Origin of the sequence: Streptococcus oralis SK610, from assembly GCF_000257455.1 — a bacterium.
In the GTDB taxonomy this organism is placed as follows: Bacteria; Bacillota; Bacilli; order Lactobacillales; family Streptococcaceae; genus Streptococcus; species Streptococcus oralis_CB.
Genome location: NZ_AJKQ01000031.1, coordinates 1 through 16,447 on the forward strand (window position 1 = coordinate 1; position 16,447 = coordinate 16,447).

10 protein-coding genes are annotated in these 16,447 nt (G+C 42.1%); 1 reads left to right on the plus strand and 9 read right to left on the minus strand.

The genetic code is table 11. The features are described 5' to 3' along the window. The 8 genes from HMPREF1115_RS11145 to miaA form a co-directional block, all read right to left on the minus strand. Nucleotides 1-2,361 (minus strand): SpaA isopeptide-forming pilin-related protein (locus tag HMPREF1115_RS11145; RefSeq protein ID WP_001035130.1); only part of this gene is annotated, 2,361 nt, incomplete at its 3' end. A 464-nt stretch (nucleotides 2,362-2,825) separates the two neighbouring features. Further along, complete coding sequence (gene bgaA / locus HMPREF1115_RS11150; protein WP_000410702.1) at nucleotides 2,826-9,803, minus strand: LPXTG-anchored adhesin/beta-galactosidase BgaA; 6,978 nt, start codon at nucleotides 9,801-9,803, stop codon at nucleotides 2,826-2,828. A 251-nt stretch (nucleotides 9,804-10,054) separates the two neighbouring features. Next, a complete protein-coding gene (locus HMPREF1115_RS11155; RefSeq protein ID WP_001259143.1) occupies nucleotides 10,055-10,810 on the minus strand; it encodes an SDR family NAD(P)-dependent oxidoreductase in 756 nt (251 codons plus the stop codon). Between the two features lie 28 nt (nucleotides 10,811-10,838). Beyond that, nucleotides 10,839-11,330 (minus strand): DUF7832 domain-containing protein, encoded by a 492-nt coding sequence (locus HMPREF1115_RS11160; RefSeq protein WP_000215494.1) that lies wholly within the window; start codon nucleotides 11,328-11,330, stop codon nucleotides 10,839-10,841. A gap of 28 nt (nucleotides 11,331-11,358) precedes the next feature. Continuing rightward, nucleotides 11,359-12,288 (minus strand): ribonuclease Z, encoded by a 930-nt coding sequence (rnz, locus tag HMPREF1115_RS11165; protein WP_000354326.1) that lies wholly within the window; start codon nucleotides 12,286-12,288, stop codon nucleotides 11,359-11,361. A gap of 14 nt (nucleotides 12,289-12,302) precedes the next feature. Beyond that, nucleotides 12,303-12,926, minus strand: a complete 624-nt coding sequence (locus tag HMPREF1115_RS11170; protein ID WP_000129702.1) for a hypothetical protein — start codon at nucleotides 12,924-12,926, stop codon at nucleotides 12,303-12,305. Further along, nucleotides 12,919-14,157: a GTPase HflX gene (gene hflX, locus HMPREF1115_RS11175; RefSeq protein ID WP_000573175.1), complete on the minus strand. Its 1,239-nt coding sequence runs from the start codon at nucleotides 14,155-14,157 to the stop codon at nucleotides 12,919-12,921. The genes HMPREF1115_RS11170 and hflX overlap by 8 nt, the downstream gene beginning before the upstream one ends. Next, nucleotides 14,150-15,034, minus strand: a complete 885-nt coding sequence (gene miaA, locus HMPREF1115_RS11180; protein ID WP_000850163.1) for a tRNA (adenosine(37)-N6)-dimethylallyltransferase MiaA — start codon at nucleotides 15,032-15,034, stop codon at nucleotides 14,150-14,152. The genes hflX and miaA overlap by 8 nt, the downstream gene beginning before the upstream one ends. 120 nt (nucleotides 15,035-15,154) lie before the next feature. On the opposite strand from miaA, the gene HMPREF1115_RS11185 reads away from it, so the two are divergent. Next, nucleotides 15,155-15,325, plus strand: coding sequence for a DUF3042 family protein (locus HMPREF1115_RS11185; protein ID WP_001051782.1), 171 nt, complete (start codon nucleotides 15,155-15,157; stop codon nucleotides 15,323-15,325). A gap of 197 nt (nucleotides 15,326-15,522) precedes the next feature. Here HMPREF1115_RS11185 and HMPREF1115_RS11190 read toward each other — a convergent pair whose 3' ends face one another. Then, nucleotides 15,523-16,362: a thymidylate synthase gene (locus tag HMPREF1115_RS11190; protein WP_000158604.1), complete on the minus strand. Its 840-nt coding sequence runs from the start codon at nucleotides 16,360-16,362 to the stop codon at nucleotides 15,523-15,525. Nucleotides 16,363-16,447: the final 85 nt, after the last annotated feature.

Sequence of the window (16,447 nt, forward strand, 5' to 3'; positions counted from 1 at the left end):
TGCGCCAGCGATTTCTGTTCCACCAAGGCTAACCTTACTGAAGGTAATCTTACGTGGAAGATCATCATCTTTATCAGTGACTTTGATTGTTGAACCATCGGTTACGACAGTATTGTCCTCGCCTTTAGCATCCTTAGTACCAACATTCGTCACTTTAACTGTTCCGTCATAGTTAACTTTAAAAGTGATATCCGTTACTTTGAGGTAACCAGTTGGGGCTGCTTCCTCATGGAAAGTGTATGTACCTGGTGCTAAGCTCAATTCTTTAGACTTACCAGCTTCTGAAGTCCAGCTTTCTACGGCTGTGCCTTCTGCCTTATCGCCTTTGAAGATCTTGATTTGTGCTCCTGCGATTTCAACCCCACCAAGACTAATTTTACTGAACGTGATTTTACGAGCTACATCGTCATCTTTATCAGTAACTGTCAGAGTTGAATTTTGGGCTACAACACGATTGTCTTCACCTTTAGAATCTTTTTCACCTACTTTTGTCACTTCAACAGTACCGTTAGGTTTAACTTGGAAAGTGATATCCGTTACTTTGAGGTAACCAGTTGGGGCTGCTTCCTCATGGAAAGTGTAGATACCAGGTTCAAGATTCAATTGCTTAGGTTGGTCAGTTGAAGTCCAGCTTTCTACAGCTGTGCCTTCTGCCTTGTCGCCCTTGTAGATCTTAATCTGTGCACCAGCGATTTCATTCCCTCCAAGGTTTACCTTACTGAAGGTAATTGGTTTTGGACTAGTATCCTCTTTATCGGTAATAGTCAGAACTGGACCAGCTGCAAGAACAGTGTCATCAGCTCCCTTATTCTTAATAGTGATAGAACCGTCAGCATTAACAGTAAAAGTAATATCTCCTACAATTTGATATCCCTCTGGAGCATCGAACTCTCTTAGAGTGTAGGTCCCTGGTGCCAGCTTAATCACTTTAGAAGTGTCAGCTACAGTAGTCCAGTCTGCAACAGGTGCCTCTTCAAGATTGACTGTATCTCCACTATAGATTTTCAGTTCCGCTCCTGGAATTTCTTTTCCATTTGGATCCACCTTTTTGAAAGTAATCTCTTTCTCAGTTGGTGTCTTCGGAGGTGTCTTCTTATTTTCAATTCGACGTTCTACTGATTTGTCTGAACCAAACTCATCTGGAGAAATTTTAATATCTTCAGTTAATTTGTCATAGCCAAGAGGAGCAGTTACTTCACGAATTGTATAGTTGTCTCGCAACAATTTGCCTACACTAGCGTTACCATCAGAATCTGTTGTCAATCGTCCAACAACAGCTTGGTTACGATCACGAATTACTTCAAAAACTGCACCTTGCAAAGGTTGGCCTGCTTCGTCTACCTTATGAATTTTAATGGTGAAAACATATCCTTCCGCAACACCACCTGCAATCTGGTAGGTACGTGTGCTTGTTGATTGTTCATTCTCACTACCATTGTAGCTCATGTTGGCTACGTTCGTGATTTCCTCACCATCAACTAGATCATAATTCGCTTTAGCTCGATACTCGATCATATAACCAAAACCATTAGTATCTCCTAAAGGAAGGGTGAAACCATCACCATTCGCATTTACCACTAGTTGGTTTTTAAAGGTTTCGGTCATATCCTGAGCATTAGTCCATTTCCAGTCTCCGTTATTCCAACTCCAATCTACTTTGTAAATACGAAAAGTATCTGGTAGGAAGGTCATATTTGGAGAAGAGAAAGCATCTTTGATAGTGACATCACTGTAGTTCGCCATATTGCGGTTTACAGTAATGTTATAACGGATTACATTTTTCTCGTCATCCTTGTATTGGAAGGAACTCTTTTCAATTTTAGAGTCGTATTTCCCTGGAGGGCCGTTGTAACGGATTTTCCCTGCAAATAGAACTCTATGTCCTACAGTAATATTGACATCAATGTCTTTTTCTTCTGAAACAACATCATGGTCAACTCGAACATAGACAAAGAATTTCCCCCTAACGCCAGAATTATTCTCAACAAACTTTGTGTAAGTTAGAGTAATCGTTTTGCTAGCTGCATCTAAACGACCAGTAGCTACAAGATTGTTAGAAGCATCTCGTAATTCAATGTCTGAAGAGTTTGAAAATGTAATCTCTGATGGCAATTGAAGTGTTGTTGTATCACCTTCATGCACCGTATTATCTGGCAAAACAAAATCTGCAGTAAGACGGAATTCTTGCCAAATATCCAACCCTTGCGTTAAAGCTTCACCAGATCTGTTTTCAACACCAACACTAGTGATCACATCATTATACTCTGTCGCATGTACTTGCGTCAGAGGGGCAAACGATTGGAGAATAACTCCCAAACATAGAATAAGGATCTGAATCCAAGATCTTATTTTCTTGTTCATTTAATCTTCCTTTCTTATATTATTCAGTTGTAAATGTACAATGTAATAGTAAACTAACTGATTGTCCCCAACTAATCACCATTCTCCTTTTTCAAGTGAAAATTATTAGCCACATTACATCCACATTTTATCATACTATGAAGAAAAAGGCTAGAACTATCAAGCAAAATTTTATAAAAAAAATCCAATTTTTTCTTATGGTTTGAAATCGACTTTTTCCCATCCGTATATTAACCACTTTGTGTCTTCTCTTCTCCTATCATCGAAACAAAATCTGGTATATTTTATCGCTATTTTTTAAAAAATAAGTTTATCTCGTTTTCAATACCAGATAATGTTTTAATTATTTTGGGTATCTGATTTCATAAACGCAAAATTGCTCTAGAGAGAATACTTCTACCCATTAAAAAGACCAGGTTTCCCTGGTCTTTCTGAGATACATTTAGAAGAAATACTTATTCATTCTAGTCTTCTTTTTTACCTTTAGTGGCCACTAATCCTGCACTCAAACCAAGAAGAGCTAAACCTGCTGCTAGGGCTGCTTGACTTTCTGCACTTCCTGTATTTGGTAACTGCTCTTTTTGAACCTGACTAGTTGCACTTGAAGCAATTTCTTTTGTATCTGCTTTTTCTGATACTTGTGGTTTTGTAGTTTCTTGAGGTACTGGTTTGGTCGTTTCACCAGCCGTACCTACTTCTACGATGCGATCCTGAGCCATAACTTTATCATAGCTATCCTTTTCAGTTCGCTTACCATTTTCAACTTCGATCAAGTGAACACGGACACCTTTTTGACCTTCTTGTAGAACACGAGTTTGACCCGCTGGAAGCTGATCATTCTTTTGTTCCTGAACCTTGAAATCAATTGTTTCTTCTTCGATTACAAGTTCTGGTCTGTTAAGGACTAGGTTCTTCACTTCATCTTCTGGAAGGGAGGTTCCTTGCTTCGTTCCAACCAAGACGATGCGGTCTGTCGGAGCCTCTACCACTTCACGGATTTTTTCTTCCTTACTTCCACTAGGATTAACCGCTGTGAAGATCCGTTCCTTACCAACTTTTCCTTCTTGTTCTACACGTGTTTCACCTAGATACAGTGTTGAATCCTTTTTCTCAACTGTCTTATAGGCCAAATCTTTTTCAACAAATTCGAGTTTTGGAAGTTCCTCTTGTACTGCGGCAACAGTCTTCTCAGAAACTGGTTTTTCCTTAGTCAACTGGATACGGTATTCCTTGACTTGTTTTCCACTTTCTGAAACAAGGCGAACAAGTACTGGAAGGCTATCGTCTCCGCTATCTACAACTGTTGAAGCTACTTGATTGCTTTCTTCGACTGAGACTTTTGGACGTTGACCTTTATAGGTGATTTGATAGTCTTGACGATCTTCAGCGAAGTCAGGAAGTTCTTTTCCATCCACAAGAATCTTCGATTGCGTACTTTCTTGAGGCAATTCACTCGGTGCAAGGAAGGTCATCTCAATCATCGCAACACCGCTCTTGTCTGCTTTACGCTCCATACGCCATCTCATGGCTTTGGCTTTGACAGCTTTAAATGTTACGTTGATTTCATCACCAGCTGCGATGTCTTTATCCGCACGATAAGGCACAGCTTCCCAATTTTCTGGATTGTTAAATGGATGAGCTGCATCGTAGGCTTGGTAGTTAGAATAGTAGGTAGGCACTTCAAACTCTGGGCCAATATAACGTTCCAAAACGAGTTTAGATGGGGCATCTGTACCACTATCTGCAAAGAAGTGAAGTTTGGCTTGCGCTACAGTCCGTTCTACAATCTTACCATTTTCACGGAAGATCACACCTGCTGATACTTCTGGATTAGAAGATGGTGTTGGAGACCAGTTTGTCCAACGACGATTTTCTGAATGATTTCCGTCATTGAGATAGTCCACACGGTCATGGGAGTTTCTATCAATGTCGTTAGTGGCTGAAGCAAAGGCGCGGTTACTATTTTCATCATACTCTGGGTTATTTGAAAGAGCTTCACCAAGTTTGTCTGTCACTCGTACAGTGAACTCAGTAACAAGATCACTACCAAGGACACGACCTCGAACAGTAAATTGGCCTGCTTTAGTCAGATTTTCTGCTGGAACTTCTTCCCATTCCACTGCCAAGTCTTTTGTTTCGTAACCGTCTTTACCTGTGAAGTAAACAGGAACCTTAGTTGGCAATTCAAGCGGTTGCCCTACTTGTAGCAAGCGATCTTGTTTGACCGCGGCAACTGGTTTACGAGAGAGCAAGTCTTTATTGCTTGTAAAGTGTAGACGGTATTCTCCTAGGATGTCCCCATTTTCAGCCTTCGCGATAACACGAACTGGCTCACCTTCACGAACGCTTGGAACGACGGTAGCGAGACCATTGTTGCTGACACTTGCTGTTACTGCAGGAACTTTTCCATCTACTGACTCAAGGTAGTAGTCAGTCAAATCAGGGTTAAAGTTTGCTAAGTCTTTACCGTCAACTTGGATTCTTGTTTGTCCTTGTTTGGCTGCTGCGACTTGTTTTGCAAAGATTTGTACTTCTGTGATAGACGTTCCTTTCTTGCTATCAAGTCGAACCATACGAATGCGAACCGCATAGGTCTCAACTTTATCAAAGCTGAAATGATTCATTTCTCCAGCTTTTAATTGAGCTGGTGCTTTGAGATTGCTTACCTCTTTCCAGTTTGCAGGATCGTTAAAGGCATGGTTTTCCTCACCTACAAAGCTAGGGTTTTTAGGGGCTGTTGGAACGGTCTTACCGACATAATATTCAATCACATAAGACTTCGGTACACCAACTCCATGGTCTTCGTGGAATCCGACACTTAGATTATCAACTGAACGTTTGCTCAAAATACCTGAATCTCCGAATAGGACACCAACTGAAGCTTCTGGATTAGTACGGTTCCAGTTTGTCCAACGGTTAGCTGGGCGGTCATTAAAGGAAATCAATTTATCGTTGACGTTTGAAACAGGATCAGTTGGATTTGAGTCTGAAGCAAAGGCAAGTGGCAATTCTGAACCGGTCCATTGGTCAGAAATATTTGCTCCCTTCTCAGTTTGAGCAGATACGCGAACATGAAGTTTAGTTGTTAATTGCGTACCTTCTAGGCGACCATTAACTGTAAAGACACCTTCCTTGGCGTATTGGTCTGGACGAATCGTATCCCAAGTAACCTTAGCTGATGAAACGTGACCATTTGAATCGTAGGTACGAACACTTTCTGGTAATTGTGGCGCTTCTGCGATTGGTGTTGTCACGCTGACTTCTTCAACCGAAACGATACCTTCTACAGAGACTTTAGCACGCGCTTCAAGGTCAATTCCTTCAACTTTACCTAGAACTTCAAAGGTTTGATAGTGGTCTAGTTTTTCTTTTGGAATAGCTTCCCAAGTGACTTTGTGGGCTTTAGGGAAACCTTTGTCATACTCAACTGTTACTGTTGCTGGAAGACTTGGTTCCTGATGCAAGTCTGTTACTACGTTTACTGGACGGATAGATTGGGCTACTTTTTTCTCAGTATTGGCCTGGATAGTGAGATCAACTTGACCTGTAGCCCCCTCATATTCTGCCTTGAGAGTGACTGTTCCTGGCTTATGCAATTCAAGCATTCCCTTACGAACTGCGACTTCCCCTTCACCACTTGTAGAGAAGGTTACTTTATCTGCTGGTAAAACTGCTTGTGTTCCGTCTTGATAGTGGGCAAGGACAGACAATTTCACTGTTTGATCTTCTTTAAGACCGTCAGCTTTCTCCACTTGTAGGCTCAAATGGTCAATTTTTGGCGCTTCTTCAAGGAATTGAATTGCATAGGTTTGAAGAGGGCCACCATCTTTTGGTTGAACATAGATGCTTGCACGCATGCCGTTTGCTGCACTTGCTTGGACTACAGTAACATCCGCATTTTCAGCACTTGCTACAACTTCTGGCAAGGATGCACCGTAAGCAAGAGTTCGGTATTGCATTGGATTTTGGCTAGTAAGACCAGTGACAGCTTCATCACCAACCGTTACAGTTGGTGCTACAGGTGCTGCAACATCACCGTCTTCTACTACAAGGGTAGCGTGAATAGTCTCACCACCCAGTTGGCCAATCATTTGAATACGTGATCCTGCAACTGACAGTTTAGCTTTATCTGCTTCCGCAATCTCCCACTTATCAACTTCGTATTCTTGTACGCTTCCATCCGTTACAGCAATAGAAACGTATTTGTCAACAGCGCTCAAGTCTGTTCCTGGAGCAACACGCTTAACAGTTGGAAGCTCATTTGCAATTGCTAGAATTTCGACACGGGCCTCAACTTCGCGTCCGTCTGCCATACCTTTAACAGTCACAACTCCTGCTTGGCTCACATCAACTGAAGACCAAGTTACTGGACGTTTTTCACGACTGCCATCACTGTAGATAAAACCGACTGTCTTCGGCATTTTTGGCTCTTTCTCAATAACAGTACGTACTTTTGGCACCTCTGTACCTAAAACAGTCTTTTCTTGGTCTTCTTTTTTACCAGTAAAGACCGTTACTTGACTAGATTTCAAGAGATCTGAATGGGCTGTTAGTGTGAATTTACCTGCTTGTTCAGTTGATTTGACAATGGCAACACCTTTACCGTTAAAGGCTCTGCGGATCCAAGAACCGTCTGGTTGGGCCTTATAACGTTCACGGCTGGCTTGTTCCCCATTGTCGACACCGACAAGTTGACCTTGTCCGTGCAATTGGAAACGAACCAAATTATTGGCAGTTGGTACCACATTTCCTTCACTGTCTACGATTTCGTAGTAGATGTAGGTCAAGTCTTTTCCATCTGCTGCGATTGCGTGTTCTTCCTTGATGAGACGAACACCTGCTGGTTGACCTGCAGTGGTAATCTTGTCACGTGCAATTTCTTTTCCAGCTTCATCGCGAGCTACAGCTTCCAAAGTACCTGGTTGGTAAGCAACCTTCCACTCAAGATAGAGTTCCTTAGCATTGGCACCTTCTTGGTAAGTCCGCCCATCGCTAGTTTGTTTTTTGTTGAACTTCTTAACTCCGAGAGATTGACCGTTCAAGAACAATTCTACGCTAGCAGCATTAGAGTATGCGCGAACTGGAATCTTGCCTTGTGCATCTTCTACTTTAGAGGCTAATTCTCTATTCTCCCAGTTCCAGTGAGGAAGAAGGTGAACCATTGGTTTCTTCTTAGCAGAAACCCATTGGCTTTGGTAGAGATAAAAGTCATTTTTTGGAATACCAGCTGTATCTACGATACCAAAGTAAGAGCTCTTAACAGGAGTTTGGTTTTGGTTGTGCCATGGTGTAGGCTCACCGATATAGTCCGTACCTGTCCAGATAAACTGTCCAGCATAGCCAGCGTTGTCACGGTCAAAGGTCCATGAATCTGTTGCCGTTTTACCCCAGTTAACCCGGTCATTACCATAGTCAGACTGTTCGTAATGACGTTCAGGTCCGTTACTATGTTTTAATTCACTTTCAGGACGATAATAGCTACCGCGTGTACGGGTTGCAGAAGATGTTTCTGAACCATAAATCAACCAGTTTGGATGTTTCGCACGAAGTTTCTTGTAGTTGTCTTCTGAATAGTTGAAACCAACTGCATCCAGTTCATTAGCAATTTTCTCATGATCACCGCTACCATCACCAAAGCGGAACTTATCTGCTCCCATAGTAACATAACGTGTAGTATCAACATCTTTAATCACTTTTACTAAGCGTTTAACCGTTGCAAGAGAGTGAGCCTTTCCATCGGCTTCACCGATTTCGTTTCCGATAGACCACATGAAGACAGCTGGGTTATTTTTATCTCTTTCGACCATGGTACGAAGATCGTAGTCAGACCATTTTTCACCTTTTCTAGCTTCTGGGTGAGTAGCGTCTTTTTCAAAGAAACGTCCGTAGTCATAAGGTTTCTTACCACCATACCACGTATCAAAGGCCTCTTCCTGAACCAGCAAACCAAGTTCTGCTGCGATTTGCAAGGTCTGTGGACTTGCAGGGTTATGAGTTGTACGGATGGCGTTAACGCCCATCTCCTTCATTTGTTTGAGACGACGGTATTCTGCCTTATAGTTTTCTTCTGCTCCAAGCGCTCCGTGGTCATGGTGCAAGGAAACACCATGGAATTTAATGCGTTCACCATTCAAAGAGAAACCTTCATTTGGAGTCCAATGATAGTAACGGTAACCAAACAAATCTTTCTTAGCATCAACCAATTGACCGTCACGGTAAACACGCGTAACCAGTTCATACAAGGCAGGTTTGTCATTTAAAACGGTCCAGAGTTTTGGTTGTTCAACTTCTAAAATCGCATCAAGACTTGTTGACTCATGTGCTTTCAAGGTACGGCTCGCTGTACGAACCAAACCTGTTACAGCCTGACCACCACGTTCAACGATTTGATACTCTGCCAGCAGTTCATGGTCTTTATCATCTGTATTGACGATTTTGCTTGCTACATGAGTTTCAACCTTGCCATGTTGCTGTTGTTCTAGCTTTGGTGTTAAGATGGTTGTCCCATTTTTCTCAACATGAACCTTATCTGTCACTTGCAAGGTCACATCACGGTAGATACCACTACCTGAGTACCAACGGCTACTTGGCTGTTTGTTAACCGCATGGACAGCAATCACATTCTCACGACCATCTTTGTGAAGGTATTTGGTGATATCGTATGAGAACTGGTTATAACCATTTGGATAATGCCCCACTAACTGGCCATTGACATAGACTTGAGAGTCCATATAGACACCATCAAAAGTGACACGAACATTTTTCTTGAGATCTTTTTCATCAAGTTTAAAGGTCTTGCGATACCAAGCTTCACCACCATTGAGCTGTCCACCCTCGTTTTGGGCAGGTGACTGATGGTCAAAATCGTTAAAGATACTCCAGTCGTGTGGGAGATCCAATTTTTGCCATGTTGATACGTCGGCATCTGATTTCACAGCTTCTTTAGGGTTCGCATTGAGTTTAAAGTGCCAATTTTGATTAAAATTCACTTTTCTATCTTCAATCATTTGATTCACTTCTTCATTTGTCGCAGCTTTCAACTCTTCCTTGACAGGCTTTTCTTGACTTGAAGCTTGAGATTCTACCTTTGGAGCTGTTTCTTCAGGTTTTAGAGATGCTTTCTCCTCTTTTGGAGCTACAGGTTCCTCTTCTTTCACCTCTGGTTTGCTTGCTTCAATTGGAGCAGCTTGACTTTGGTCGACACTTGCAGCATCCTTGTGCTCTGTTACAGTTTGATCTTCTTTTTCCTCCACTGCCGGACTTTCCTCTTTTGCTTGTTCCACAGTGTGAGTAATTGGAGTTTCATCCGCGAAAACTGGTGATTCTCCAATGACACTTCCTCCAAATAGAACCGCACAGGTTCCAATCATGACAGAGCAAGCGCCTACGGCAAACTTACGAATGCTGTAGACTCTTTTACGATTCCAATGGCCTTTTTCCATAAAATCCTCCTTTGGTAACCGCTTCCATTTATTTGTAAGCGTATTACTTTTTCATAGCCTTTTACCCTTATTTTATAAAATAATATAGGAAATTTCAATACCCTAAACACAAAAAATCATATTTTTGATTGTTTTTTCTAAAATTTGTAGAAGACTCAAAAAAAGTGAATGTAGATTTAGAACAAAAACAAACAAATTTTTGACACTCAGTTAAATAGTATAAAAAAAGTTCCTTTTGTAAGGAACTCCTTTTACTTATAATTAAAGATTCCCCCTGCCAACTTATCGGCTAATTTGGGAAAGAGGGTATAAAACTTATAGGCTAGGTTCAACAAAACTGGTAGATTGAGTTCCCGTTTGTTTTTTCCTATGATTTTGACAATCTTTCTAGCCACTGCATCTGGTTCTAAGAGAAATCGATCAACCGACTTGAGGTAGGTCCCATCTGGGTCAGCCTGGTCAAAAAATCCTGTGCGGATTGGACCTGGATTAACCGTCGTTAGATAGACACCGTAGGGAATCAGTTCGAGGCGCAGCGCATTTGAAAATCCAATAGCCGCAAATTTGGTTGCTGAGTAAAGGCTGGACTTAGCTGTTGCAATCAATCCTGCCATGCTGACGATATTGATGATATGGCCTTTTCGGCTTTCTTTCATACGAGCTGCAAGACGACGAGACAGATTCATCAGGGCAAAGGTATTGACCTCAAACATCTGGTGAATGTCTTGATCAGAAATCTGGTCGAAATCTTCAAAAATTCCATATCCAGCGTTGTTAATCAAAACATCAATCTTGCCATAACGGAGATAGAGGTCAGCTACCAGAGCTTCTAGGGCTGAGTCATCAGTAATATCGATTTCAATCCATTCCACATTAGGATGCTTTGCATATAGTTGGGCTAGTTTTTCCTTGTTTCTACCTAGCAAGATGAGTTGGTCATTTGGCAAGAGTTTGACCATTTCTTGGGCTAAACCACCGCTAGCTCCAGTGATGATGATAGTGCGCATCTCTATTCCTTTCAAAGTGTTGGTTAATTTAATGAAATCTTTTTCCAGCTAAATAATGAGCATAAGCTTGATCAATGACAGGAGCAAACAGATGATAATCTTCCCAGTCACCTAAAAATTCTAAAGGCAAGTCATATAAGTCATTGACTACAAATTCGGAGTAATCATCCATATACCGATGTTCATAATAGTCATTTACAAAAGCCAGAAAATCCTTTGTAATATCCATTGTTCCCAGTTTACCATCGCACCAGTCTAAAAGATAATCAACACCCAAAGTTTGCTCATTTTTTACACTTTGGAATACCGTTTCTTCATCAGGAGACATCATTTCTTTGGCATCATGCTGGATGAGCCAAGTAACGAAAAAACCGATATGATTCGCAGCCCAACGATAAATCTCCCGATAATTTTTTTGAGTTAGCTCTTCTTTTTGTAATTGATAGCTTTGCAAGTAGTTGGTTAATGCATTCTCAAAATACCAATCTGCTTTATCCAATACACGATTTTCAACAGTCATCTTATTTCCCTCTCAACGAACTATAACATTATAACTCAACTTCTTCCAAGTCTTTAACCACATGGACATTTTCAAAAACAGTTGCTGCATCTTTCTTGAGCTGGCTGATATCTTTTGAGAGGAAACGAGCACTGATATGATTGAGCAAGAGGCGTTTAGCACCGGCTTCTGCTGCTACTTGTGCTGCCTGCATATTGGTTGAGTGACCGTGGTTGCGGGCAATTTTTTCATCTCCTTTGCCATAAGTCGACTCGTGAACCAAGACATCGGCATTGACAGCTAGACGCACACTGGCATTGGTTTTTCGGGTATCACCCAGAATGGTGATAATCTTACCTGGACGTGGCGCTGAGATATAGTCAGCAGCTTTGATTTCAGTTCCGTCTTCTAGAACAACGTCCTGACCGTTTTTGATTTTTCCAAAGAGCGGTCCAAATGGCACACCCGCAGCTTTGAGTCTTTCAGCATCCAAGGTACCTTCTAAGTCCTTTTGCATGACACGATAGCCAACACAGAAAATAGTGTGGTCCAGCTCCTCTGCATACACAGTGAATTTATCGGTCTCAAGGATTTTTCCTAGAGAATCTTGGTCAAACTCATGAAAATGCATGCGGTAAGGCAGACGAGAACCTGACACACGTAGACTGGTTAAGACAAATGACTTGATCCCTTGTGGTCCATAAATGTCCAAATCTGTCTGCTCCTCATTGGCCTGAAAGGCACGGCTAGAAAGAAATCCTGGCAAGCCAAAAATGTGATCTCCATGCAGGTGAGTAATAAAGATTTTGCTGACCTTACGTGGTCGGATTGTGGTTTCCAGAATGCGATTTTGCGTTCCTTCTCCACAGTCAAAGAGCCAGACTTCGTTAATCTCGTCCAAGAGTTTCAGGGCGAGACTGGAAACGTTGCGGGCTTTAGAGGGCTGACCAGCCCCAGTTCCTAAAAATTGAATATCCATTCGATACTTTCTAATTAATCAATATATAACATAGCTGTGCGATTTTCCGATCGGAAATAGCGACTGCCAGAAAAAGCAACAGCTTCTTGCAGTAAATCCTCTTGGCTGTAGCCTTTGAGACGCTTGCGACCATCTGCTAAACTTTCTAAATCAGTCAAAGCTGTGAGATTCTTCACGCTAACAACTTCCTCAACTCCAGCATCCTTCATGTAAATCTTTCCAGATTCTTCAAAGACGAGTTGATGAGGGAAAATTTGCGCAATCTCAAAAAGCAAGTCATCCGAGATTTCCTCTTCATTTTCAGAGAAGATCCGCCCCAGTCCCTCACTCTCATAGCAAAATCCAAAAGATTTACCCGACAGGTTCAGACGAATAAAAGGCTTATTTTCAAAGGTGAAACTTGATTCAACATTGTAGAGATTTAGTTCCTGACTGAGTTCTGAAAAATAATCCGTCGCAGCTTCAGGACTCTTTTTCTGGTAGAGTTCAGCAAAGTAGGCATTGACTACACTCGGAGGAGGTGTGATGAGAGCTAACTGCTCCTGCTCTGTTTTGCCAGCTAGAAGCTGATCCAGATAGACCTTATCCAGACTTGTATAACCTCCATACTTTAGAGCCAAGGTTTTAATATCAGTCATAAAATTCCTCTAACCTCCATTTATTTTTCTCGGAAATGTAGCCTGTAATCACTTCTCCATCATCTTGATAATCGCGATCTTCAAGAATCGCTACACTTTCCAAATCATGAATCTTGTAGGACTTCGAAAATGGCACGCGCAGGGTAAAGACTTCAAAAATCTCCTTGATTTTCTCTAAAAACAAAGTCTGCAGATTCTCACGACTATCCTCGGACTTGGCAGAAATGAGGGCATACGGCGTTTGGGTAGGCGTGAAATCCTCCACCAAATCCGCTTTATTATAAAGGGTCAGACGAGGAATATCCTCCATATCCAAGTCTTTCATGATAGACAGAACCGTTTTTTCATGCTCCTCGTGATAAGGATTGCTGGCATCGATGACATGAACCAGAAGATCCACATGCTTGCTTTCTTCCAAGGTTGACTTAAAACTGGACACCAATTCTGTTGGCAAATCTTGGATAAAGCCAACAGTATCAGTCAAGGTAACCTGTAGATTGCCCCCAAGATGGATGCTCTTCGTCGTCGCATCCAGGGTCGCAAACAGCTCATCTGCTTCATACTGACTCTTACTGGTCAAGGTGTTCATGATGGTTGATTTCCCAGCATTGGTGTAGCCTATCAAGCCAATCTTAAAGGTACTCGACTCCAAGCGTTTTTCTCTGACTGTCGCTCGATTCTTCTCAACCACCTTAAGCTGTCTCTCGATATCCGTAATTTGGTTTCGAACACTACGACGGTTCAGTTCCAGCTGGCTTTCACCTGGACCACGGGAACCAATTCCCCCAGCCTGACGACTGAGCATGATTCCTTGACCAACCAAGCGAGGCAAGAGATATTTGAGCTGGGCCAGGTGGACTTGGAGTTTCCCTTCATGGCTTCGAGCCCGCATAGCAAAGATATCCAAAATCAACTGCATACGGTCAATCACCTTGACACCCAGAACTTCTTCTAGATTGACATTCTGCCGTGGAGTCAAGCGATTATTGACGATGACAGTAGTAATTTCCTCAGCATCCACCATTCGAGCAATTTCTTCCAACTTACCAGAGCCAACAAAAGTCTTGGAATCATATTTTTCACGTTTTTGTCTGTAGCTATCGACTACGACTGCCCCAGCTGTCTTAGCCAGACTGGCCAACTCTTCCATAGAGAGGTCAAAATTGTCCATGCCTTGTAGCTCAACACCAATGAGTAGGACACGTTCCTCTTTTTTCTCTGTTTCAATCATCTAAAAACTCCTCAATCTGGCTTAGAATGCGCTCCTTCACGCCAGACTCTCCGATCTGATAAAAGGTCACCTGCATGCGATTACGGAACCAGGTCAGCTGACGCTTAGCAAAACGACGAGTCGCCTGTTTGAGACTCTCGCTGGCTTCCTCGAGAGTCTGCTCCCCACGAAAATAAGGAAAGAGTTCCTTGTAGCCAATGCCTTTAGCAGCCTGTACGTCTGGATAATGCTCAAACAACCACTTGGCCTCATCCAAAAGCCCAGCCTCAAACATCAAATCCACTCGGTTGTTGATACGTTCATAAAGCTGACTACGCTCATCATCTAAGCAGATAATCAGTGGTTCATAAGGACTTTCTTGATTTTCCAAGTCTTGTCCAAAATGGGCGATTTCCAAGGCACGCATGGCACGACGACGGTTAAACTGGGGAATTTCAAGGCCTGCTTGCTTCACGAGATGGGCTAATTCCTCATCTGAATAAGGCTCTAAACTAGCTCGATAGGCTAATATCTCCTCATGAGGTGTCTCTCCACCTAGATGGTAGCCTTCTAAGAGACTCTGGACATAAAGCCCTGTTCCACCAGCAATAATGGCTAGCTTGCCACGGCTTTGAATATCCTTAATAGCCTTCTTAGCTTCTGAAACAAAATCAAAAGCCGAGTAAAACTCGGTCACCTCTCTGACATCAATCAAATGATGAGGAACTGCAGCTTGCTCCTCTGGGCTAGCCTTGGCCGTACCAATATCCAACCCTCTGTATACTTGCTGACTGTCACCACTGACGATTTCTCCACCAAAGCGCTTGGCCACTTCAATAGCAAGGGCTGTTTTCCCAACAGCAGTCGGTCCAACAATCACAATTATTTTTGTTTTCATCTTTTTTCCTTGAAAAATTTCCATTTTTTCGTTACTATTATTATATCACAAAAAGGTCAGTCAGAAAAATGCTACCACTTAAGGAGTCTGGCTGATCGGGAAGATAAAGGAGGAAGACTCATGGCTAAAGGATTCGCTAAAGGTCTTGTAACAGGTGTCGCAGGAACTGTCGCTGCCGTTGCAGGTGCAGTATACGCAATTAAAAAGAAAGTGATTGAGCCAGAAGAGCAAAAAGCAGCTTTCATCGAAGAAAACCGTAAAAAAGCAGCTCGCCGTCGCGTATCACATTAAGCAACAAAAGAAGTTGAGAAATCTCAACTTCTTTTTATTTTCTTTTATATTCAATGAAAATCAGAGAGCAAACTAGAAAGCTAGCCGCAGGTTGCTCAAAGCACTGCTTTGAGGTTGTAGATAAGACTGACGAAGTTAGTTACATATATCTACGGTAAGGCGACGCTGACGTGGTTTGAAGAGATTTTCGAAGAGTATTAAATAGCTAGGTCAAACTTCAGCTGTGGCTTAACTGGATCATAGTCAACCAACTCAAAGTCCTCCGCTTTGATATCAAAGAAATTGGTCCCATCAGGAACATTTAAAACCAAGCGTGGTTGGCAATTTGACGGTTCACGACGAAGCAATTCCTCTGCTTGTTCAAACTGATTATCATAGATATGGAGATTGTTGATAAAATAGAAAAACTTCCCAACCTTCCAGCCGAAATGCTTGGCAATCATCATTTGAAGAGCTACGTACTGCATGGCATTGATGTGGTGGGCCACTAGCATGTCATTAGAGCGCTGGGTCAAAGTCGCATCTAGATAAATTTCTCCATCTACTCGACGGACATCAAACATGGTCTGAAAGGCACATGGAAGGAGGCCGTCCGTCTCCTCAAATGCTTGGTAATCCCATAGTGAGATGATATTGCGACGATTCCAAGGATTGGCTTCCAACTGCTTGAGAATCTTATTAATGATATCGTGTTTCTTAACAACTGCCCCATAGCGCTCACCAATGGTTCCCGTATCTCCTACTTCCCAGTCATTCCAGTAGTGAACATTGTACTTGCTATTCAGCACTTCTAGGCTATTAGACTGGTCTTGGTAAATCCAGAGCACTTCCTTGATGGCAGATTTGATTGCAATGGGACGTAGGGTTGTGATGGGAAATTCCCCTTTTGCCAAGTCATACTCTGCAAAAGCACCAGTCACATACTTAGAATTGGCAATAGTTCCATCTTTGTACTTGGGACGAGCCTGCTCAGAAAAGACACCGTCTTTGAGGATTCGTTCAATATTTTCTTTAAAAATCGTATCAGCTTTTGTCATTTACTCTCACCTCATTTATTGTCCTAACTAGTATAGCATAAAAAAAGAAAGGAGGAAAATCACTGGCTTTAAAGTAGTGTTTTTC

Coding starts and splice junctions, on each gene's coding strand:
- bgaA (WP_000410702.1), bottom strand. CDS start 9,803: ATGGAAAAAGGCCATTGGAATCGTAAAAGAGTCTACAGCATTCGTAAG.
- HMPREF1115_RS11155 (WP_001259143.1), bottom strand. CDS start 10,810: ATGCGCACTATCATCATCACTGGAGCTAGCGGTGGTTTAGCCCAAGAA.
- HMPREF1115_RS11160 (WP_000215494.1), bottom strand. CDS start 11,330: ATGACTGTTGAAAATCGTGTATTGGATAAAGCAGATTGGTATTTTGAG.
- rnz (WP_000354326.1), bottom strand. CDS start 12,288: ATGGATATTCAATTTTTAGGAACTGGGGCTGGTCAGCCCTCTAAAGCC.
- HMPREF1115_RS11170 (WP_000129702.1), bottom strand. CDS start 12,926: ATGACTGATATTAAAACCTTGGCTCTAAAGTATGGAGGTTATACAAGT.
- hflX (WP_000573175.1), bottom strand. CDS start 14,157: ATGATTGAAACAGAGAAAAAAGAGGAACGTGTCCTACTCATTGGTGTT.
- miaA (WP_000850163.1), bottom strand. CDS start 15,034: ATGAAAACAAAAATAATTGTGATTGTTGGACCGACTGCTGTTGGGAAA.
- HMPREF1115_RS11185 (WP_001051782.1), top strand. CDS start 15,155: ATGGCTAAAGGATTCGCTAAAGGTCTTGTAACAGGTGTCGCAGGAACT.
- HMPREF1115_RS11190 (WP_000158604.1), bottom strand. CDS start 16,362: ATGACAAAAGCTGATACGATTTTTAAAGAAAATATTGAACGAATCCTC.